The sequence below is a fragment of the Enterobacter chuandaensis genome, assembly GCF_003594915.1.
GTDB lineage: Bacteria > Pseudomonadota > Gammaproteobacteria > Enterobacterales > Enterobacteriaceae > Enterobacter > Enterobacter chuandaensis.
In genome coordinates, this window is the sequence record NZ_QZCS01000005.1 from 139,812 (window position 1) to 160,138 (window position 20,327).

Genomic DNA, 20,327 nt, shown 5'->3' on the forward strand with positions numbered 1-20,327 from the left:
TAGACAATTAGTTTCTCATTCAGCAAGGAATTGCCATGTCTCAGATTCATCTCATCGCGCCGTCGGGCTACTGCATTAATCAGGAGGCGGCACAGCGGGGCGTTCAGCGTCTGCTGGAATCCGGCCATCAGGTAGAAAATCAGGCCATTATTTCCCGCCGCGAGCAGCGCTTTGCCGGCACGGAAGCGCAGAGACTGAATGATATCAATAGTCTGGTGAACCTGAAGGGTCAAGACCGGATAGTCCTTGCGGTGCGCGGCGGCTACGGGGCAAGCCGCCTGCTGGAGAGCATTGACTGGCAAGGGCTGGCGCAGCGCCAGCAGCAGGATCCGCTGTTGATATGCGGCCACAGCGATTTCACCGCCATCCAGCTTGGTCTGCTGGCGCTGCATAACGTCATCACGTTTAGCGGCCCGATGCTCGCCGGTAACTTCGGCGCGCCGGAGCTGGACGCGTTCACCATGGACCATTTCTGGCGCGCGCTGCGCAATCCTGTCTACAGCGTGGAATGGCAGGGGAATGGGCCGCACTGGGAGTGTGAGGGCCAGCTGTGGGGCGGCAACCTGGCGATGCTGGTCTCGCTGATCGGCACGCCGTGGATGCCGCAAATCGAGGACGGCATTCTGGTGCTGGAAGACATCAACGAACATCCGTTCCGCGTCGAGCGCATGTTATTGCAGCTTTATCACGCCGGTATTCTTGAGCGCCAGTCCGCGATTGTGCTGGGCAGCTTTAGCGGCTCAGCCCCGAACGACTATGACGCGGGATACACCCTGGAAACGATGGTCGATTTCATCCGATCGCGGCTCGATATTCCGGTTATCACCGGTCTGGATTTCGGTCATGAACAGCAGACCGCGACCCTTGCGCTGGGCGCGCAGGCGACGCTTACGCACGATGCGTCAGGCAGTCGGTTAACGATCGGCGGTCATCCGGTCATAAAAGCATAAAAAACCCCCTTAATAAAACGCTGTTACCATTGTTAATATGTTAGGGTTTTAGTAACAGCGTTAACATTGAGGTGGGAGTAAGAAAACATTGGATGCCGGAGCAATAATCAGCCTTTTCATTTTGGGTTCTGTGCTGGTCACCAGCAGTATTTTATTAAGTTCATTTTCATCGCGTCTCGGCATACCCATTCTTGTGATTTTCCTTGCCATCGGCATGCTGGCTGGTATTGATGGCATCGGCGGTATCCCATTCGATAACTATCCCTTCGCCTACATGGTGAGTAACCTCGCACTGGCGGTGATCCTGCTCGACGGCGGGATGCGCACCCAGGCAAGCTCCTTCCGCGTGGCCTTAGGGCCAGCGCTGTCGCTGGCGACCGTCGGCGTTCTGATCACCTCCGGCCTGACCGGGATGATGGCCGCGTGGCTTTTCCATCTCGACCTGATGGAAGGTCTGCTGATTGGCGCAATCGTTGGCTCTACCGATGCGGCGGCGGTTTTCTCCCTGCTTGGCGGTAAAGGGCTTAACGAACGCGTCGGCTCAACGCTGGAGATTGAATCCGGCAGTAACGATCCGATGGCGGTGTTCCTGACCATCACGCTGATAGAGATGATCCAGCAGCACGAGACGGGCCTGAGCTGGATGTTTGCGATACATATTCTGCAGCAGTTCGGGCTGGGGATTGTCATCGGCCTGGCGGGGGGCTACCTGCTACAGCAGATGATCAACCGCATCTCGCTGCCCGCTGGGCTTTACCCTCTGCTGGCCCTGAGCGGCGGCATTCTCATCTTTGCGGTTACCACCGCGCTGGACGGCAGCGGCATTCTCGCCGTCTACCTCTGCGGATTCCTGATGGGCAACCGCCCGATTCGCAACCGCCATGCCATTTTGCAGAACTTCGACGGTCTGGCGTGGCTGGCGCAAATTGGCATGTTCCTGGTGCTGGGCCTGCTGGTGACGCCATCTGACCTGCTGCCGATCGCCGTTCCGGCGCTGCTGTTGTCGGCGTGGATGATCTTCTTCGCCCGGCCACTGTCGGTGTTTGCGGGCCTGCTGCCGTTTCGCGGCTTTAACCTGCGCGAGCGCGTCTTTATCAGTTGGGTCGGCCTGCGCGGCGCGGTGCCGATTATCCTTGCGGTGTTCCCGATGATGGCCGGTCTGGACAACGCGCGGCTGTTCTTTAACGTGGCGTTCTTCGTGGTGCTGATTTCCCTGCTGTTCCAGGGCACGTCGCTCGGTTGGGCGGCGAAAAAGGCCAAAGTGGTGGTGCCGCCCGTGGGCTGGCCGGTCTCCCGCGTGGGGCTGGATATTCACCCGGAAAACCCGTGGGAGCAGTTCGTCTATCAGCTGAGCGCCGACAAATGGTGCGTGGGGGCCTCGCTGCGCGATTTGCACATGCCGACTGAAACGCGCATTGCCGCCCTGTTCCGCGACAACGTTCTGCTGCACCCTACCGGCAGCACCCGCCTGCGTGAAGGGGATATTCTCTGCGTCATTGGCCGCGAGCGCGACCTGCCCGCGCTGGGCAAGCTGTTCAGCCAGTCGCCTCCGGTGGCGCTGGATCAGCGTTTCTTCGGCGATTTTATTCTGGAAGCCAGCGCCAAATTTGCGGATGTGGCGCTGATTTACGGGCTGGATGAAGGTGCTGAAGACGGTGATAACCCGCAAACGCTGGGCGAAATCATCCAGCAGCGGCTTGGCGCTGCCCCGGTCGTCGGTGACCAGGTGGAGTTTGCCGGGATGATCTGGACCGTTGCCGAAAAAGAAGATAACGCGGTGCGGAAGGTCGGTTTGAGGCCGATGGAAGAGGACGCGGAGTAGCGGTTTTTTTGCCGGGTGGCGTTAACGCTTACCCGGCACACAAACAAGTTACACCGTCACTACCGGCACTCTCGGTGCCAGGGCGCACATCAGTTCATACCCTACCGTTCCCGCCGCAGCCGCCACATCATCAATTTTGATTTCGTTGCCCCACAGCTCGACCGGTGAACCAATCCCTGCCTGCGGGCATGGCGTCAGGTCAACGGCCAGCATATCCATTGAGACGGTCCCTACCGTGCCCGTGCGCACTCCATCCACCCAGACCGGCGTACCGGTCGGCGCGATGCGCGGGTAGCCGTCCGCATAACCGCCCGCCACGATGCCAATCCGCTGCTCGCCCTTCGCCCGGAAGCGGCTGCCGTAGCCCACCGTGTCGCCCGACTTCAGCGTCTGCACGCCGATGATCTCGCTGCGCAGGGTCATCACCGGCTTCAGGCCGCTATTAGCGATATCCTGCCACTGACCTGAGGGAGATGCGCCGTACAGAACGATCCCCGGACGTACCCAGTTATAGTGGGCTTCAGGATGCCAAAGCGTGGCCGCCGAGTTTGACAGCGAGCGCGGACAATCCAGCCCTTCTGCCGCCTGCTCAATGCGCACCATGGCATCGGCGATGCCGTCGGGTTTTTCCGCGTCGGCAAAATGCGCCATCAGCGTCATTTCACCCACGTTTTTCATGCCGCGCAGCTGCTGCCAGACGGTATGCACGCGCTCAGGCTGGAAACCCAGACGGTTCATGCCGCTGTTCACCTTGAGATAGATATCCAGCGGCGCATGGAGCTTCGCATCCTGAATCGCCTTAATCTGCCAGTTGCTGTGCACGCTGGTGGTCAGACGGTACTTGTCCAGCAGCGGCAGATCGTCCGCGTGGAAGAAGCCTTCCAGGAGCAGGATTGGCCCCTTCCAGCCGCGCTCGCGCAGCAGAATAGCCTCTTCCAGATTGAGCAACGCAAAACCGTCGGTCGCGCCGAGCGCGCTCCAGATGCGGTCGATACCGTGGCCGTAGGCATTCGCTTTTACCACCGACCACACGCGCGAACCAGGAGCTGCCCGGCGAACAATTTGCAGGTTTTCCTTCAGAGCCTGCAGATCCAGCTGAGCCAGAACAGGACGGGACATGACAACTCCTTAGTTATGTGCGCCGTGCAGGTGCTGTGGACGCGACGGGGTAAACCCCGATTGATACCGCGCTGCACTTAAATCGTCAAATGGAATCGCCGGGGTGCGCCCGGAAATCAGGTCGCTCAGCAGCTGTCCGGAGCCGCAGGCCATCGTCCAGCCGAGCGTGCCGTGTCCGGTATTGGTCCACAGATTTTTGAACGGCGTGCGCCCGACAATCGGCGTGCCGTCCGGCGTCATGGGACGCAGGCCGGTCCAGAACGTCGCCTGTTCCACAAAACCGCCGCGCGGGAACAGGTCCCCCACCACCATCTCCAGGGTTTCACGACGCGGCTGCAGCAGCTCGGTGTTGAAGCCGACGATCTCCGCCATGCCGCCCACGCGGATGCGGTTATCAAAGCGGGTAATCGCGATTTTGTAGGTTTCGTCGAGAATGGTTGATACCGGCGCGCCGCTCTCCTCTTTCACCGGAATGGTCAGCGAGTAGCCCTTCAGCGGGTAAACCGGGATGTCGAGGATGCCTTTCAGCATGGCGGTGGAGTAGGAACCAAACGCCATCACGTAGGCATCGGCTTTGATCACTTCGTCGCCGCACTTCACGCCGTAAATTTTTTCGCCTTCCGACAGCAGCTTATCGACGGAAGTGTTAAAGCGGAATTTCACCCCTGCCTGCTCGCACATGTGCGCCAGACGCTGGGTAAAGAGCTGGCAGTCGCCGGTTTCGTCATTCGGCAGACGTAAACCACCGGTCAGCTTGTGCGCTACTTCCGCCAGCGCGGGTTCAACCTGGCCCAGCTGGCTGGCTTCCAGCAGCTGATACGGTACCCCGGCATCTTCCAGCACGGCGATATCGCGGGTGGCGTTTTCATACTGTTGCTCGGTGCGGAACAGTTGCAGCGTGCCGCCCTGACGGCCTTCGTACTCGATCCCCGTCGATGCGCGCAGGGCTTTGAGGCAGTCACGGCTGTATTCCGCCAGGCGCACCATGCGGCCTTTGTTTTCCATGTAGTGGCGAGTGTCGCAGTTGCGCAGCATCTGCCACATCCACTTCAGCTGGAACTGCGTGCCGTCAAGGCTGATGGCCAGCGGCGCGTGGCGCTGGAACATCCATTTGATCGCCTTCAGCGGCACGCCGGGTGCCGCCCATGGGGCCGCATAGCCTGGAGAGATTTGCCCGGCGTTCGCCGCACTGGTTTCCAGAGCCGGGCCGGATTCACGATCGATAACGGTAACCTCATGTCCCGCCTGACTTAAATACCAGGCGCTGGTTACGCCAACGACACCACTTCCCAGTATGACAACACGCATAGCCACTCCATTATGAGCAAAAGAACAATCATCTAATTACAGATTGATAACCTAGTTGAAAATATTATTCAACATACGACTTTTTTATGGTGACTTACCTCACACATCCCCCAGCATCAGGGGATAGCGCTAATTTGGCATCTCCTGCTGAGCTTTATTTTTAACCAGCATAAAATGCTGCGACCACCGCTTTTTTTGCCGTATCAAAAACGGGAAATCGCAAAGAAAAAATTTCTGCGCCAGCACGCTTTTTAACACGTTGATCTATGCTTGAAAGGAGGCTCTCCAGACAGAGAGAGCACCCACAACGAGGGCGCGCTAATGGCTACTATTGATTCCCTGAACAAGGACAACACACGTCTGAGCGATGGACCCGACTGGACCTTCGAGCTGCTGGATGTCTACCTCGCCGAAATCGACCGGGTGGCAAAGCTGTATCGCCTGGATACTTATCCCCATCAAATTGAGGTGATTACCTCTGAACAGATGATGGACGCCTACTCCAGCGTCGGGATGCCGATTAACTATCCGCACTGGTCGTTTGGTAAAAAATTCATTGAAACGGAGCGGTTGTATAAGCACGGCCAGCAGGGGCTGGCGTATGAGATCGTCATTAACTCAAACCCGTGTATCGCCTATCTGATGGAAGAGAACACTATTACCATGCAGGCGCTGGTGATGGCGCACGCCTGCTACGGCCATAACTCGTTTTTCAAGAATAACTACCTGTTCCGCAGCTGGACGGACGCCAGCTCCATCGTTGATTACCTGATCTTCGCCCGTAAATACATCACCGACTGCGAAGAGCGCTACGGCGTGGATGAAGTGGAGAAGCTGCTGGACTCCTGCCACGCGCTGATGAACTACGGCGTGGACCGCTACAAACGTCCGCAGAAAATCTCGTTGCAGGAGGAGAAAGCCCGGCAGAAAAGCCGCGAGGAGTATCTGCAGAGCCAGGTGAACATGCTGTGGCGTACCCTGCCGAAGCGTGAGGAGGAAAAAACGATCGCCGAAGCGCGTCGCTATCCGTCCGAGCCGCAGGAAAACCTGCTCTATTTCATGGAGAAAAACGCCCCGCTGCTGGAGCCGTGGCAGCGTGAGATCCTGCGCATCGTGCGCAAGGTGAGCCAGTATTTTTATCCGCAGAAACAGACCCAGGTGATGAACGAGGGCTGGGCGACATTCTGGCACTACACCATTCTTAACCACCTGTACGACGAGGGGAAAGTCACCGAGCGGTTTATGATGGAGTTCCTCCACAGCCATACCAACGTGGTGTTCCAGCCGCCCTACAACAGCCCGTGGTACAGCGGGATTAACCCGTATGCGCTGGGCTTTGCCATGTTCCAGGACATCAAGCGTATCTGCCAGTCGCCAACGGAAGAGGACAAGTACTGGTTCCCGGATATCGCCGGCTCCGACTGGCTGGAAACCCTGCATTTCGCGATGCGCGACTTTAAGGATGAGAGCTTTATCAGCCAGTTTATGTCGCCGAAGATCATGCGTGACTTCCGCTTCTTCACCGTGCTGGACGACGACCGCAACAACTATCTGGAGATCTCCGCGATCCATAACGAGGAAGGATACCGTGAGATCCGCTCTCGCCTCTCTTCCCAGTACAACCTGAGCAATCTGGAACCCAATATTCAGGTGTGGAACGTGGACCTGCGCGGCGACCGCTCTCTGACGCTGCGCTATATACCGCACAACCGCGCGCCGCTGGATAAAGGGCGTAAAGAAGTGCTGAAACACGTGCATCGCCTGTGGGGTTTCGATGTGCAGCTGGAGCAGCAGAATGAGGACGGCAGCGTGGAGCTGCTGGAGCGGTGCCCGGCGCGGTTGAATACGCTGTAGTTCAGCTTTTTTTGCCCGGTGGCGCTACGCTTACCGGGCCTACAAAACCTGTAGGTCGGGTAAGGCGTAGCCGCCACCCGACGAAAAAAAACCTCTCGTATGAGAGGTTTTTTCTTTAGCGGCTCTGAATCGCTAAATCACCCGGCAGCGTTTTCTGCATGCGGTGCCAGATTTCGCCGGAGTCGTGACCGTAGCGGCGCACCGTCTCATAAACCTGATCGTGCAGGCCTTCGCTGCAGAGCTTGCTCAGCTTATGGTAGAAGCCCAGCGCCAGGCTACGGGCCTCAGGGTTGGCGAAGTAGTGACGACCAATGCGAGTATAAAGCCCTTTCATCCCGTTGAGGATAAGACCGTAAATCGGGTTGCCGGAGGCAAACGCCAGGCCGCGAAACACGTTGTAGTCAAGGGTGGCAAACGCATCAGCGTGATCTTCCACTTCGTTTGCGCTGGCCAGCACCGCAAGCGCGTCTTCAGGATGCTGACGGAAAGCGGTACGAATGAAGATTGTGGCAATGTTGGTACGCACGGAGAGCAGATTGTCGATCAGCTGCGGCACGCTTTCGTGGTCGAGGCGCGCCAGCGTTTCAAGAATGTTCAGCCCCGAAGTTTCCCAGAAGTTGTTAACTTTTGTTGGCTTGCCGTGCTGGATCGTCAACCAGCCATCACGCGCCAGTCGCTGAAGCACTTCACGCAGCGTGGTGCGAGTGACGCCAATCAGTTCAGAGAGTTCGCGTTCAGCCGGAAGAATGGACCCCGCAGGGAAACGATTATTCCAGATGCTTTCAATGATGTACTCTTCCGCGAAACCCGCCGGGCTCTGCGCCTTAATGACCATAGTGAGATTTCCATTACACAGCTTTTGCAAATTGCACTCATCATACCAGAGGCGTGCAGCGGCAGGTAGCGCGGCAAAGAGAGAAAAGAGGGATCGCCGTTTCATTTTTATGAAATTTATAATGCGGCCTTATCCGCCTCCGGGCCGCGATTTTTGCGTATACTGATGTTTTGTTTTACTTGACGGGAAGGACGTCTGTTGTGGAAATTTCGTTTGGGCGCGCGCTATGGCGCAATTTTTTAGGTCAGTCTCCTGACTGGTATAAGCTGATACTGCTGGTTTTCCTGGTCGTTAATCCCATCATTTTTAGTGTGAATCCCTTTGTCGCCGGCTGGCTGCTGGTGGCGGAGTTTATCTTCACCCTGGCCATGGCGCTGAAGTGTTATCCCCTGTTGCCTGGCGGCTTGCTGGCGTTTGAAGCCGTGGTGATTGGCATGACCAGCGCTGAGCATGTTAAACACGAGCTGGCCTCTAATCTTGAGGTGCTTCTGCTGCTGATGTTTATGGTGGCCGGTATCTACTTTATGAAACAGCTGCTGCTGTTTATTTTCACTCGCCTGCTGCTGAGCATTCCGTCAAAAACGGTTCTCTCACTGGCGTTTTGTCTCGCGGCGGCATTTCTGTCGGCCTTCCTGGATGCGCTGACCGTTGTCGCGGTAGTGATCAGCGTCGCCGTCGGGTTTTACGGCATTTATCACCGTGTGGCGTCCTCGCGCCCAAGTGAAGATCTGCAGGACGACAGCCACGTCGAGGCCCATAACCGTGACGTGCTGGAACAATTCCGCGCGTTTCTGCGCAGCCTGATGATGCATGCAGGCGTCGGTACGGCGCTGGGCGGCGTGATGACCATGGTGGGCGAGCCGCAAAACCTGATCATCGCCAAAGCGGCTGACTGGCAGTTCGGCGAGTTTTTCCTGCGCATGGCCCCCGTCAGCGTGCCCGTGTTTGTCTGCGGGCTAGCAACCTGCATTCTGGTCGAGAAATTCCGCGTTTTCGGCTACGGCGCCCAGCTGCCTGAGCCCGTCCGCAAGGAGCTGCATAAGTTTGACGAGCAGAGCCGCAAACAACGTACGCGTCAGGAGACGCTGCGTCTGATTGCGCAGGGGATCATCGGCATCTGGCTTATCGCCGCGCTGGCTTTCCACCTTGCCGAAGTCGGGTTGATTGGCCTCTCCGTTATTATTCTCGCCACCACCTTTAGCGGCGTGACGGACGAGCATGCTATCGGCAAAGCCTTCACCGAAGCCCTGCCGTTTACCGCGCTGCTGGCGGTGTTTTTCGCCGTAGTCGCGGTAATTATCGATCAGCACCTGTTTGCGCCGATTATTACGTTTGTACTCCAGGCAGCTCCGGACGCACAGCTTTCGCTGTTTTACCTGTTTAACGGTTTGCTCTCCTCCATTTCCGATAACGTTTTTGTCGGCACGGTGTATATCAACGAAGCGAAATCAGCCATGCAAGAAGGCGTTATCAGCGCCGGGCAGTTTGAACTGCTGGCGGTGGCGATCAACACCGGTACCAACCTGCCATCGGTGGCGACACCTAACGGTCAGGCCGCGTTCCTGTTCCTGCTGACCTCCGCCCTGGCGCCACTCATACGTCTTTCGTATGGAAGGATGGTCTGGATGGCTCTGCCGTATACGCTGGTCCTTACGATTGTGGGATTGCTTTGCGTCAAAATTACCCTCATTCCCTGTACGCAATGGCTCATGCAAGCGGGTATACTTGCGGCGCATTAAAATTCGTTTACACTGCGCTTTCTAAGCATGTTCCAGGGAAATGATTATGTTGAGATTTTTAAACCAGTGCTCACGCGGTCGCGGAGCGTGGTTGTTGATGGCCCTGACCGCCTTTGCGCTGGAAATGGTTGCGCTGTGGTTCCAGCACGTGATGGGACTCAAGCCCTGCGTGCTCTGTATCTACGAGCGCTGCGCATTGTTCGGCGTGATGGGTGCTGGTTTGGTAGGTGCGATTGCCCCGAAATCACCGCTGCGCTACGTCGGGATTGCTATCTGGCTGTACAGCGCCTGGAAAGGGATTGAGCTTTCCTGGCAGCACACCATGATGCAGCTACATCCGTCACCGTTCATGACCTGTGATTTCGCCGCCCGCTTCCCGAGCTGGCTGCCGCTGGATAAGTGGCTGCCGCAGGTGTTTGTCGCATCCGGTGACTGCTCCGTTCGTCAGTGGGAATTCCTGACGCTGGAGATGCCGCAGTGGCTGGTGGGCATTTTTGTGGCCTACTTCGTCGTGGCGCTGCTGGTCCTGATTGCTCAGCCGTTTAAGCCGAAGAAGCGCGATTTGTTCGGAAGGTAAATAGCAAAACGGCAACCTCGGTTGCCGTATTTAGTGTTTGCGCCCTCTCCCGTGGGAGAGGGTTGAGGAGAGGGCATCAGGCCGCACAAATACAAAAAAACCCGCCTCGGCGGGTTTTTTATTATCATCGATTAGGGTGATTCATGATGTGGTCTTCCCAGTCCCGCACTTCGGACTCTTTCACCGCAATGTGACGCACAGAAATGCGCTCACCGTGCATCGCTGCCTTTGAGCCCGTCAGCAGCGGATGCCAGTTCGGCAGATCTTTTCCTTCCGCCAGCAGGCGATACGCGCAGGTGTGCGGCAGCCATTCAAAGGTCGGCAGATTATCACGGGTTAATTTAATGCAGTCCGGCTCAAATTCAAACCGGCGCTCATAGTTGCGGCACTGGCAGGTTTTGATGTTCAGCTGCTTGCAGGCGACGTTGGTGAAATAGATTTCGTCCGTATCTTCATCCATCAGCTTGTGCAGGCAGCACTGGCCGCAGCCATCACACAAGGATTCCCATTCCGCGTCGGTCATGTCGTCGAGAGTTTTGCTTTGCCAGAAAGGGATGTCGTTCATCAGGATGTCCACACGTCAAAAGAAAGCGCACCTTATAACGAGTCTGGCACGTTGTTGCAAGTTTTGCCGCCCTCTTCAGGCGGCAAGATGGGGTTACAGCACGCGGGTTTTTAGCGACAGGCCGTTAAAACCGACCTCCAGTTCATCGCCGCTGGCGAGCGGGCCCACGCCTTCCGGCGTGCCGGTGAGGATCACATCGCCCGGTTTCAGGGTGAAGAAACGGCTCATGTAGGCGATCAGCGGGACAATTTTGTGGATCATATCAGCGGTAGTCCCCTGCTGGCGCATCTCGCCGTTAACCTTCAGGCTGAGCGGCGTGTTCTGCGGATCGTGAGTAAATTCACCTACCGGAACAAAGCCAGAAATCGGGCACGCGTTATCAAAGCCTTTGGCTTTTTCCCACGGCTGCCCCGCTTTCTTCATTTTGCCCTGCACGTCACGCAGAGTCAGATCCAGCGCCACACCGTAACCGGCAATCGCTTTCTCGACATGCTCTTCGGAGGCCTGACGGAGCGTTGCGCCGATCAGCACGGCAAGCTCCACTTCGTGATGCACCGACCCCAGCCCCTGCGGAAGCGCCAGCGGCTGGCGGATATCGCAAAGCGCCGTCTCGGGCTTAATAAACAGGACCGGTTCTTCTGGCGTTGCGCTACCCATCTCCTGAATATGTTTCGCATAGTTGCTGCCCACGCAGACCACTTTGCTGACGGGATAATCCAGTAATGCGCCTTGCCAGTTATGATGTTGATACATGCTCGACCCCTAATCGGTTGATGTGTTATGCCCGAAAACAGCTGAGACTATTTTTTCCCGGTCGCCTCAAGATGCTGTTTTAATAAATTCTCAGGCGGCGGTGGAAGCTGTAAATAATAGCCCTGCTCGGCTAACGCCGTTTTCACTTTTTCCAGATCGGCGTTCACCAGTTTCTTACGGCCATCCAGCGGCAGCAGCATTGCCAGCTGCGGTCGGCCAAAGTTCTTCATTAATTCTTCCGGCACGCGTGAAAAATCGTCTTTCTTTTCGACATAAAGATAGGTCTGGTCACGGCTTGTACTTCTGTAGATCACACAAAACATGTTTTTACTCTGAATTAATGGGTGGTTGCTTGCCTCAATATACTCCTGACTATAACATGCCTGATACTCTTCGGAATATCGCAGCGAATGGTTGCGGTTAATAGCAAATTGAGTAAGGCCAGGATGTCAAACACGCCCATCGAGCTTAAAGGCAGTAGCTTCACCTTATCAGTGGTACATTTGCATGATGCAAAACCCGAGGTTATTCGTCAGGCGTTAGAAGACAAAATCGCCCAGGCTCCCGCCTTTCTGAAACACGCCCCTGTTGTCATCAACGTCAGCGGTCTCGAGGCACCGGTTAACTGGAAACTTCTCCAGCAGGCGGTCTCCTCCACCGGGCTGCGTATCGTCGGCATCAGCGGCTGCAAAGATACCGGGCTAAAAGCAGAAATCGACCGTGCGGGGCTGCCGCTGCTTAATGAAGGCAAAGAAAAAGCCCCACGTGCAGTATCCGCTGCCGTGCCAACGCCCCCTCCTGCGGTGCAAAACGTTACCGCTATCACAAAAACGCGAATGATTGATGTACCGGTTCGTTCCGGTCAGCGCATTTATGCACCAAACTGTGATCTGATTGTTACAAGCCACGTCAGCGCTGGCGCAGAGCTTATTGCAGATGGCAATATTCACGTTTACGGTATGATGCGTGGACGTGCGCTTGCGGGCGCAAGTGGCGATCGGGACGCGCAAATATTTTGTACTCACCTGACGGCGGAGCTGGTGTCCATCGCAGGTGAATATTGGCTGAGCGACAAGATCCCAGCTGAATTTTATGGCAAAGCGGCTCGCCTGCTTCTGGCAGACGACGCGTTGACCGTTCAACCGTTGAATTGATCCCTTTTTAACAAGGAATTTCTATGGCACGCATTATTGTTGTTACTTCGGGTAAAGGAGGCGTTGGCAAGACCACCTCCAGCGCGGCCATCGCTACTGGTTTGGCCCAGAAGGGAAAGAAAACCGTCGTTATCGACTTCGATATCGGTCTGCGTAACCTCGACCTCATCATGGGATGTGAGCGTCGCGTCGTGTATGACTTCGTAAACGTCATTCAGGGCGATGCCACGCTGAACCAGGCGCTGATTAAAGACAAGCGCACCGAGAACCTCTTCATTCTTCCGGCTTCGCAGACGCGTGACAAAGACGCCCTGACCCGTGAAGGCGTGGAAAAGGTGCTCGACGAGCTAAAAAAAATGGAGTTCGACTTCATCGTCTGCGACTCCCCTGCCGGCATCGAGACCGGTGCCCTGATGGCGCTCTACTTTGCTGATGAAGCGATCATCACCACCAACCCGGAAGTCTCCTCCGTGCGTGACTCCGACCGTATTCTCGGTATTCTGGCCTCGAAATCCCGCCGTGCGGAAAATGGCCAGGATCCGATCAAAGAGCACCTGCTGCTGACCCGCTATAACCCGGGTCGCGTAAACAAAGGTGACATGCTGAGCATGGAAGACGTGCTGGAGATCCTGCGCATTAAACTGGTTGGCGTTATCCCGGAAGACCAGTCCGTGTTACGCGCCTCTAACCAGGGCGAGCCCGTGATCCTTGATACAACGGCAGATGCAGGTAAAGCTTACGCCGATACCGTTGACCGTCTGCTGGGAGAAGAACGTCCTTTCCGCTTCATTGAAGAAGAGAAGAAAGGTTTCCTCAAACGCCTGTTCGGAGGATAAGTTATGGCATTACTGGACTTTTTTCTCTCGCGGAAAAAAAGCACCGCCAACATCGCAAAAGAACGCCTGCAAATCATCGTTGCGGAGCGTCGTCGTAGCGACGCCGAGCCTCACTACCTGCCGCAGCTGCGCAAGGACATTCTCGAGGTGATCTGTAAGTACGTGCAGATTGACCCGGAGATGGTCACCGTACAGCTGGAACAAAAAGACGGGGATATTTCGATTCTGGAGCTGAACGTAACGCTTCCGGAAGCGGAAGAGTCGCGTTAATTCGGTTGTGGTTTTGTAGGCCGGGCAAGCGTCGCGCCGCCCGGCAATTTCCCCGGTGGCGCTTCGCTTACCGGGGCTACGCTGCTTTAGCGTGGATATGACGCCAACAACGTATTCAGGCGATCGGCCATCAATACCCCGCGCCAGCCCGCCATCAGCTCCGGCACGCCATTCTGCGGTTTCAACTTCCAGTGCCAGTTCAGCAGCTGGTTAATTTGTCTGCGTGACGCCAGCAGTTCAGCGCTCAGCTTGCTTTCCGTTGCGACATCCCCTACCAGTGCTTTGATATCCTTAAACGCTTTGCGGTAGCCCGGCATATCCATCAGATTCAGCAGCGGCTCAGGCAGGGCATCCTCCGGCAGCGCCTGCGCTTTAGCGACCAGCGCCAGCAGGGTTTTACCGTGGAAACGGATCTCGCTGCCGGAAAGCCCGATGCTGTCCAGTTCGCCCAGGCTACCCGGCATATAGCGCGCGACCGCCCAGAGATGCTCTTCACGCACCACAAAGTTAACGGCCAGATCGCGCTCGCGCGCTTTGCGCAGGCGCCAGTCCGCCAGCAACTGCAGGCAGGCCAGCTGACGCGTGCGAAGCTGCCAGGCGTTGGTGATATCACGCCAGGCGTCTTTCGGGTCGACCACTTCCTGACGACGCTGCTGCGTCATGCGACACTCGTCCAGCGCGGCAGACAGCCAGCCGGAGGCTTCCGCCTCTTTCATCAGCTGTCCGGCAATCGGCAGCAGGTAAAACACATCTGCCGCCGCGTATTCCAGTTGACGCTCGGTAAGCGGGCGCGCCAGCCAGTCGGTACGGGATTCGCTTTTGTCCAGCGTCAGGCCCGTATACTCCTCCACCATAGCGGCAAAGCCCCACGACAGCGGACGGCCGCTGAATGCCGCGAGGATCTGCGTATCAATCAGCGGCTGTGGCATGATGCCAAAGGTATTCAGAAAGACTTCCAGATCTTCACTGCCCGCGTGCAGGTATTTCGTTACCGCAGTATCGAGCAACAGGTCACGCATCGGCGTCCAGTCGGTAATGCCGAGCGGGTCGATCAGCGAGACGTGCTTACCGTCGTACATCTGAATCAAACCCAGCTGCGGATAGTACGTCCGGGTACGGACAAACTCGGTATCCAGGGCAATGGCGGGAAAGTCGCGCGCCACTTCGCACAGCGAAGCCAGCTCGTCGTTGGTGGTGATCATCTGGTAATTCAAATCGGATTCTCTTTTGTTTGCGCCCATAAAAAACGCCGGCTTAACCGGCGTCTGGGCGATTAACGTGAAGCTCAGGCCTTATTGTCTACTTTGGCACGGGCTTCGTCACGTAATTCTCGTCGTAATATCTTCCCGACGTTGGATTTCGGCAGCTCATCGCGGAATTCAACCAGCTTCGGCACTTTATAGCCCGTCAGCTGACGGCGACAAAACGTTATCAGCGCATCCTCAGTGAGAGAAGGATCTTTCTTGACCACAAATATCTTCACCGCTTCACCGCTGCTGCCGGAAGGAACCCCCACCGCCGCCACTTCGAGTACGCCACTGTGCTGCATCACCACGTCTTCGATTTCGTTCGGATAGACGTTGAAGCCGGACACCAGGATCATATCTTTTTTGCGATCGACGATGCGCAGGAAGCCTTCGTCATCCATCACCGCAATATCACCGGTGTGCAGCCAGCCATCTTTAATGATTTCGTCAGTCGCGTCTGGACGCTGCCAGTAACCCAGCATCACCTGCGGCCCTCTGACGCACAGCTCGCCCGGCTCGCCGTGAGGCACTTCGTTATCCTCATCATCCACCAGTTTTGCTTCCGTCGACGGGACCGGCAGACCGATGCTGCCGCTGTGGTAGTCGATGTCATGCGGGTTGACGCTGACCAACGGGGCACATTCCGTCAGGCCATAGCCTTCCAGCAGATATTGTCCGGTAAGCTTCACCCAGCGCTCGGCCACCGCCTGCTGGACCGGCATGCCGCCGCCCGCGGAGAGGTGCAGCGTGGAGAAATCCAGCTGCTGGAACTCTTTGTTATTGAGCAGGGCGTTAAACAGGGTATTCACCCCGGTCATGGCGGTGAACGGGTATTTTGCCAGCTCTTTCACCAGCCCCGGAATATCTCGCGGGTTGGTGATCAATACGTTTTGCCCACCCAGCTCGATAAACAGCAGGCAGTTCATGGTCAGCGCGAAAATGTGATACAGCGGCAGCGCGGTGATCACCAGCTCTTTACCCGGATGCAGCAGCGGGCCGTAGGTCGCATTGACCTGTTCGAGGTTCGCCAGCATGTTGCGGTGGGTCAGCATCGCCCCTTTCGCCACGCCGGTGGTGCCGCCCGTGTATTGCAGGAAGGCCAGGTCTTCGGAGACCACTTCCGGTTTGACGTACTGCATGCGATAGCCCGCATGCAGCGCGCGTCGGAAGGAGATGGCATCCGGCAGATGGTATTTAGGTACCAGACGTTTGACGTATTTAACGACAAAGTTAACCAGCGTCCCTTTGGCGGTGGAAAGCTGATCGCCCATCCGCGTCAGGATGACGTGCTTCACCTGGGTCTTATCGACCACCTTTTCCAGAGTGTGGGCAAAGTTGGAAACAATGACAATTGCCACCGCGCCACTGTCGTTCAGCTGGTGCTCCAGCTCGCGCGGCGTATACAGCGGGTTGACGTTAACGACAATCATTCCGGCACGCAGGATGCCGAACAGCGCCACCGGGTATTGCAGCAGGTTCGGCATCATCAACGCGACGCGGTCCCCTTTTTGCAGCCCCAGCCCTTCCTGAAGATAAGCAGCAAACGCCCGGCTACGTTCCTCAAGCTTACGGAACGTCATCACCTCGCCCATGTTCACAAACGCGGGCTGATCAGCGTAACGCCGTACCGAGTGTTCAAATAATTCCACCAGGGATTGATAACGGTCAGGATTGATCTCCGCAGGCACATCTGCGGGATAACGGTTAAGCCAAACCTTTTGCAATGCATCACCTCTGAAATGAGTGTTCGTCGTCATCACAGCCCCGATAATAAACAGTTTGTTAACATTATATTAACTCAGCGTACCAGTTTATTAATTGTTCAGATTGCAGGTTGCGAAGCGCGTCACTCTTTTTTTTCGTTTTATCCGTAAAAAAACAGAGACAGCGGCTGAGCCGCTGTCTCTTTCCTAATAATAACAGTAAGTTACTCAGTTACGATCGTTTGAACCTGCGCAGGACCCGGATTATACCAGCCCCATCCCGGATAACCGTAACGATAAGGATGTGGACCCCACATCCACGGATCGATTGGCTGAGGCGGCATCACCACCTGCTGGGCGATACGCCAGCGCTTATAGCCGTTCACCTGCATGGTCATAAATTTGTACGGCGTGTTGCCGATTTTGCCCTGCACCGAACCGGTGATCGGCCCGACAACGGTGACCAACTGACCGCGGAAATCTACCGGGTCGAGGAAGCCATTCACGTCGGCATAGATACGCCCGCGAGAGGCTTCACCGAGTACGGGGCGCGCGCCGCTGTCGAGCGGAACGGTGGCAATTTCCAGACGGGTTTTCCCCTGCTGGTTCTGCACGTCGATCACTTTCCCACCGAAGCGCGCTTCCTGGCCGACGTAAAGCTCAGGCGCATTCATGACCCGAACCAGATCCTGCTGTGGCGTCGGGCTGCTGCCCTTAATCGCATCAGGTACGGTTACGCAACCGCTCAGTGCTATGGCAACCGCGCCTGCCATAAAAAGACGTACTACTTTAGTTTGAACCGCCATGATGCGACTCCTTTTTCTCAGTTCCTGTTACTGAGATTCACTCTCGGCCCGGAAGTTTCTTCCATGCGACGGTGTTTCGCAAATAAACCGGCTCCGCCTGTTCAACGGCAACGGTTTTTCCTGCTGCAAGCAGCTGACGGGCAATCGGGAGCATATCTTCCGCCGCAGGCAGGAGCATGTTGCCGTCCACCAGCGTCACGCCGGTGCCGCTCGCCATCTCCGGCCACGCCGCCCAGCCCGTGCCGACCGTCGCCCACTCGCCGGACAGCTGCTTCAGGCGTTCAGTAACGGCTTCAGGCTTAAGCACCGCTTCCGTCTCTTCACCCTGCCAGACGCCGTTTTCGTCACGGGTATATTCCGCCCAGTAGACTTCCCCCATGCGGGCATCAATAGCGGCCAGCACGCGGATCGCGCCCGTCATGCGCCAGGCTCCCTGCGCCATCGTGGCAAGTGTAGAGACGCCGATCATCGGCAGGTCAGCGCCCAGCGCCAGCCCCTGCGCAATGCCAATCCCAATACGTACGCCCGTAAAGCTGCCAGGGCCGCGGCCAAAGGCCAGCGCGTCGAGGTCGGTCAGGACGGTGTTGCCCTCGGTTAAAATGGCTTTCACCAGGGGCAGAATACGCTGGGTGTGTTCCCGTGGACACTCTTCGAAATGAGCAGAAACAGCACCGTCGTTTAACAGAGCGACAGAGCAAGCCTCTGTCGCGGTATCAATAGCCAGAATTCGCATCAGTCGTCGCGCTCTCGCAAGGGTCAGTCACAAAATGGCGCGCATCTTAGCACACTCCGGGGCAAATTACTCCGCCGTTGGGTTCGCCAGGAAACGCACCGCGCGTTTAATGTCCCGCGTACGCGGGGCCGGCGGCAGGCTGGCGAGGAAGGTTGCGCCGTAAGGACGCATGACCAGCCGGTTATCGCAGATCACCAGCACGCCGCGATCGGTGACGTCACGGATCAGGCGCCCTACCCCTTGCTTAAGGGTAATCACCGCGTCCGGCAGCTGAACCTCGTCAAACGGATCGCCTCCGCGCAGACGACAGTCCTCCATCCGCGCCTTGAGCAGCGGGTCATCCGGGGAGGTAAACGGCAGCTTGTCGATGATGACCAGCGAGAGCGTATCGCCACGCACGTCCACCCCTTCCCAGAAGCTGCTGGTCGCCACCAGCAGGGCATTACCGGCGCTGACAAACTGCTGGAGCAGTTGCCCTTTGCTGGTTTCCCCCTGCAACAGCACCGGCAGGGTCATGGTGGCGCGGAACTGCTCGGCGAGGTCGCGCATCATGGCGTGTGAGGTGCAGAGCATAAAACAGCGGCCGTTGTTGGCCTCAATCATCGGCTTGAGCATCGCGGCGAGATGCCGTGCCGCGCCCGGCTGATTCGGCAGCGGCAGATTACGCGGCACGCAGAGCAGCGCCTGCTTTTCGTAATCAAACGGGCTCGGCAGGAGGAGTGATTCCGCCTGTTCAATGCCGAGGCGCTCGGTAAAGTGGTGCAGATCGTCATTCACCGACAGGGTTGCCGAGGTGAAAATCCAGCTCCCGGGCTTCTGCGCCATGACTTCTTTGAATTTATCGGCCACCGTCAGCGGCGTGAGCGCCAGAGTGAAGTGGCGCGAGGTACATTCATACCAGTAGCTGTATCCCGGCTGATTGATCTCTTTTAGGCGTTTCAGCCGCCCGCGATAGAGCGTCGCGCGCTCGAAGGCGGCATCCAGCAGGGCAGAACGTCCGAGGGACAGCTTCGCCACGTCGTAACAGAGCTCAAGCGCATCATCGAGCAGCAGCAGCGCGCGCTGGATATTTTTATCCGCCAGCAGTTCGCGCAGGTTGCCGCGATAGCCCGGCTCGCCAAGCTGCAGGCGGAAATCCTGCGCGCTTTGCGCCAGGCGGTCAGCGCACTTCTGCAGCTGCTGGGTATCTTTGAGTTCGGTACGGTAGGCAATGGTGAAATCTTTCGCCAGATCCTGAAGCTGGCGGCTTGAAAGCGACTGGCCGAAATACTGGCTGGCGATATCCGGGAGCTGATGGGCTTCATCGAAGATCATCACCTCCGCTTCGGGGATCAGCTCGCCGAAACCGCTGTCCTTAACCACCATATCCGCGAGGAACAGATGGTGGTTCACTACCACCACGTCTGCATCCATCGCCGTTTTTCGCGCTTTCACCACAAAGCAGTCTTTATACAGCGGGCAGTCGCTGCCGAGGCAGTTGTCGTTGGTGCTGGTCACCAGTGGCCAGGCCGGGGAGTCTTCCGGCACGCTCGCGCAGGTGCTGATATCCCCCTCTTCCGTCTGGTTGGCCCAGGCGCGAAGAATAATGACGTCGCTCAGGGTTTGTACCGGCAGGTCGCCACCCGCCAGCGCCTGCTGTTCGAGTCGCTCCAGGCAAAGGTAGTTAGAACGCCCTTTCAGCAGCGCCAGGCGACCTTTGTATTTCAACGCTTTCGCCACCGTCGGCAAGTCCCGGCTGTAGAGCTGGTCCTGAAGCGCCTTTGACCCCGTGGAGATAATAACCTTCTTTTTCGCCCTCAGTGCGGGCGCAAGGTAAGCGTAGGTTTTCCCCGTTCCGGTTCCGGCCTCCACCACCAGCGGTTGCGCCTTTTCGATAGCGTGCGCGACGGCGTGCGCCATCTGACGCTGGGGTTCGCGCGGTTTAAAACCGGGAATAGCCTGTGCTAACTGACCTTCAGGGGAAAAATCGTCTGCCACGGTGTTCTCTCACTGTATTTTTGCACAGGGATTATGTCAGCCCATCCTCTCCTGTGCCACCCCAAATAGTGACGACGGC

Annotated in this window: 19 protein-coding genes; 8 read left to right on the top strand and 11 right to left on the bottom strand. The window is 57.1% G+C overall.

Annotation, left to right across the window (positions count from 1 at the left end; translation table 11 throughout):
- Positions 1 to 35: 35 nt before the first annotated feature.
- Both ldcA and D5066_RS10215 read left to right on the top strand, forming a co-directional pair.
- Positions 36 to 950: a muramoyltetrapeptide carboxypeptidase gene (gene ldcA, locus D5066_RS10210; protein WP_119915877.1), complete on the top strand. Its 915-nt coding sequence runs from the start codon at positions 36 to 38 to the stop codon at positions 948 to 950.
- Positions 951 to 1,038: 88 nt separating this feature from the next.
- On the top strand, positions 1,039 to 2,772 hold the full coding sequence (locus tag D5066_RS10215; RefSeq protein WP_119915878.1) for a potassium/proton antiporter: 1,734 nt from the start codon (positions 1,039 to 1,041) through the stop codon (positions 2,770 to 2,772).
- Between the two features lie 48 nt (positions 2,773 to 2,820).
- On the opposite strand, the gene dadX is transcribed toward D5066_RS10215, so the two are convergent.
- A complete protein-coding gene (dadX, locus tag D5066_RS10220; protein WP_119915879.1) occupies positions 2,821 to 3,891 on the bottom strand; it encodes a catabolic alanine racemase DadX in 1,071 nt (356 codons plus the stop codon).
- Between the two features lie 9 nt (positions 3,892 to 3,900).
- Positions 3,901 to 5,199 (bottom strand): D-amino acid dehydrogenase, encoded by a 1,299-nt coding sequence (locus tag D5066_RS10225; protein ID WP_061097916.1) that lies wholly within the window; start codon positions 5,197 to 5,199, stop codon positions 3,901 to 3,903.
- Positions 5,200 to 5,520: 321 nt separating this feature from the next.
- Between D5066_RS10225 and D5066_RS10230 the strand changes: the two genes are divergently transcribed.
- Complete coding sequence (locus D5066_RS10230) at positions 5,521 to 7,053, top strand: SpoVR family protein (RefSeq protein ID WP_023293929.1); 1,533 nt, start codon at positions 5,521 to 5,523, stop codon at positions 7,051 to 7,053.
- 115 nt (positions 7,054 to 7,168) lie between these two features.
- On the opposite strand, the gene fadR is transcribed toward D5066_RS10230, so the two are convergent.
- On the bottom strand, positions 7,169 to 7,888 hold the full coding sequence (gene fadR, locus D5066_RS10235) for a fatty acid metabolism transcriptional regulator FadR (protein WP_028018687.1): 720 nt from the start codon (positions 7,886 to 7,888) through the stop codon (positions 7,169 to 7,171).
- A gap of 200 nt (positions 7,889 to 8,088) precedes the next feature.
- On the opposite strand from fadR, the gene nhaB reads away from it, so the two are divergent.
- Both nhaB and dsbB read left to right on the top strand, forming a co-directional pair.
- A complete protein-coding gene (gene nhaB, locus D5066_RS10240; protein ID WP_080329422.1) occupies positions 8,089 to 9,627 on the top strand; it encodes a Na(+)/H(+) antiporter NhaB in 1,539 nt (512 codons plus the stop codon).
- A 46-nt stretch (positions 9,628 to 9,673) separates the two neighbouring features.
- The gene (gene dsbB, locus D5066_RS10245) at positions 9,674 to 10,204 is read left to right on the top strand and encodes a disulfide bond formation protein DsbB (protein WP_080329423.1); all 531 of its coding nucleotides are present in this window, start codon (positions 9,674 to 9,676) and stop codon (positions 10,202 to 10,204) included.
- Between the two features lie 124 nt (positions 10,205 to 10,328).
- Here the strand turns inward: dsbB and ycgN are convergent, their stop codons facing one another.
- From ycgN to D5066_RS10260, 3 genes are all read right to left on the bottom strand, one after another.
- On the bottom strand, positions 10,329 to 10,769 hold the full coding sequence (gene ycgN / locus D5066_RS10250; protein ID WP_080329424.1) for a cysteine cluster protein YcgN: 441 nt from the start codon (positions 10,767 to 10,769) through the stop codon (positions 10,329 to 10,331).
- Positions 10,770 to 10,862: 93 nt separating this feature from the next.
- Positions 10,863 to 11,522, bottom strand: coding sequence for a fumarylacetoacetate hydrolase family protein (locus D5066_RS10255; RefSeq protein ID WP_080329425.1), 660 nt, complete (start codon positions 11,520 to 11,522; stop codon positions 10,863 to 10,865).
- 47 nt (positions 11,523 to 11,569) lie between these two features.
- Positions 11,570 to 11,845, bottom strand: coding sequence for a YcgL domain-containing protein (locus D5066_RS10260; protein ID WP_023336061.1), 276 nt, complete (start codon positions 11,843 to 11,845; stop codon positions 11,570 to 11,572).
- A 123-nt stretch (positions 11,846 to 11,968) separates the two neighbouring features.
- Between D5066_RS10260 and minC the strand changes: the two genes are divergently transcribed.
- The 3 genes from minC to minE are packed head-to-tail and all read left to right on the top strand — an operon-like array spanning position 11,969 to position 13,782.
- Positions 11,969 to 12,676, top strand: coding sequence for a septum site-determining protein MinC (gene minC / locus D5066_RS10265; protein ID WP_119915880.1), 708 nt, complete (start codon positions 11,969 to 11,971; stop codon positions 12,674 to 12,676).
- A gap of 23 nt (positions 12,677 to 12,699) precedes the next feature.
- Positions 12,700 to 13,512: a septum site-determining protein MinD gene (gene minD, locus D5066_RS10270; protein WP_028013522.1), complete on the top strand. Its 813-nt coding sequence runs from the start codon at positions 12,700 to 12,702 to the stop codon at positions 13,510 to 13,512.
- Between the two features lie 3 nt (positions 13,513 to 13,515).
- Complete coding sequence (minE, locus tag D5066_RS10275) at positions 13,516 to 13,782, top strand: cell division topological specificity factor MinE (protein WP_003859937.1); 267 nt, start codon at positions 13,516 to 13,518, stop codon at positions 13,780 to 13,782.
- A gap of 86 nt (positions 13,783 to 13,868) precedes the next feature.
- Here minE and rnd read toward each other — a convergent pair whose 3' ends face one another.
- From rnd to yoaA, 5 genes are all read right to left on the bottom strand, one after another.
- Positions 13,869 to 14,996 (bottom strand): ribonuclease D, encoded by a 1,128-nt coding sequence (gene rnd, locus D5066_RS10280; RefSeq protein ID WP_119915976.1) that lies wholly within the window; start codon positions 14,994 to 14,996, stop codon positions 13,869 to 13,871.
- 71 nt (positions 14,997 to 15,067) lie between these two features.
- Positions 15,068 to 16,753, bottom strand: coding sequence for a long-chain-fatty-acid--CoA ligase FadD (gene fadD, locus D5066_RS10285; protein ID WP_074164052.1), 1,686 nt, complete (start codon positions 16,751 to 16,753; stop codon positions 15,068 to 15,070).
- A gap of 203 nt (positions 16,754 to 16,956) precedes the next feature.
- On the bottom strand, positions 16,957 to 17,538 hold the full coding sequence (locus tag D5066_RS10290; protein WP_080329429.1) for a Slp family lipoprotein: 582 nt from the start codon (positions 17,536 to 17,538) through the stop codon (positions 16,957 to 16,959).
- A gap of 37 nt (positions 17,539 to 17,575) precedes the next feature.
- Positions 17,576 to 18,271 (bottom strand): tRNA (adenosine(37)-N6)-threonylcarbamoyltransferase complex dimerization subunit type 1 TsaB, encoded by a 696-nt coding sequence (tsaB, locus tag D5066_RS10295; protein WP_119915881.1) that lies wholly within the window; start codon positions 18,269 to 18,271, stop codon positions 17,576 to 17,578.
- Between the two features lie 66 nt (positions 18,272 to 18,337).
- Positions 18,338 to 20,248 carry a DNA repair helicase YoaA gene (yoaA, locus tag D5066_RS10300; RefSeq protein ID WP_080329431.1) on the bottom strand — a complete coding sequence of 637 codons (1,911 nt, stop codon included), beginning with the start codon at positions 20,246 to 20,248 and terminating at the stop codon, positions 18,338 to 18,340.
- Positions 20,249 to 20,327: the final 79 nt, after the last annotated feature.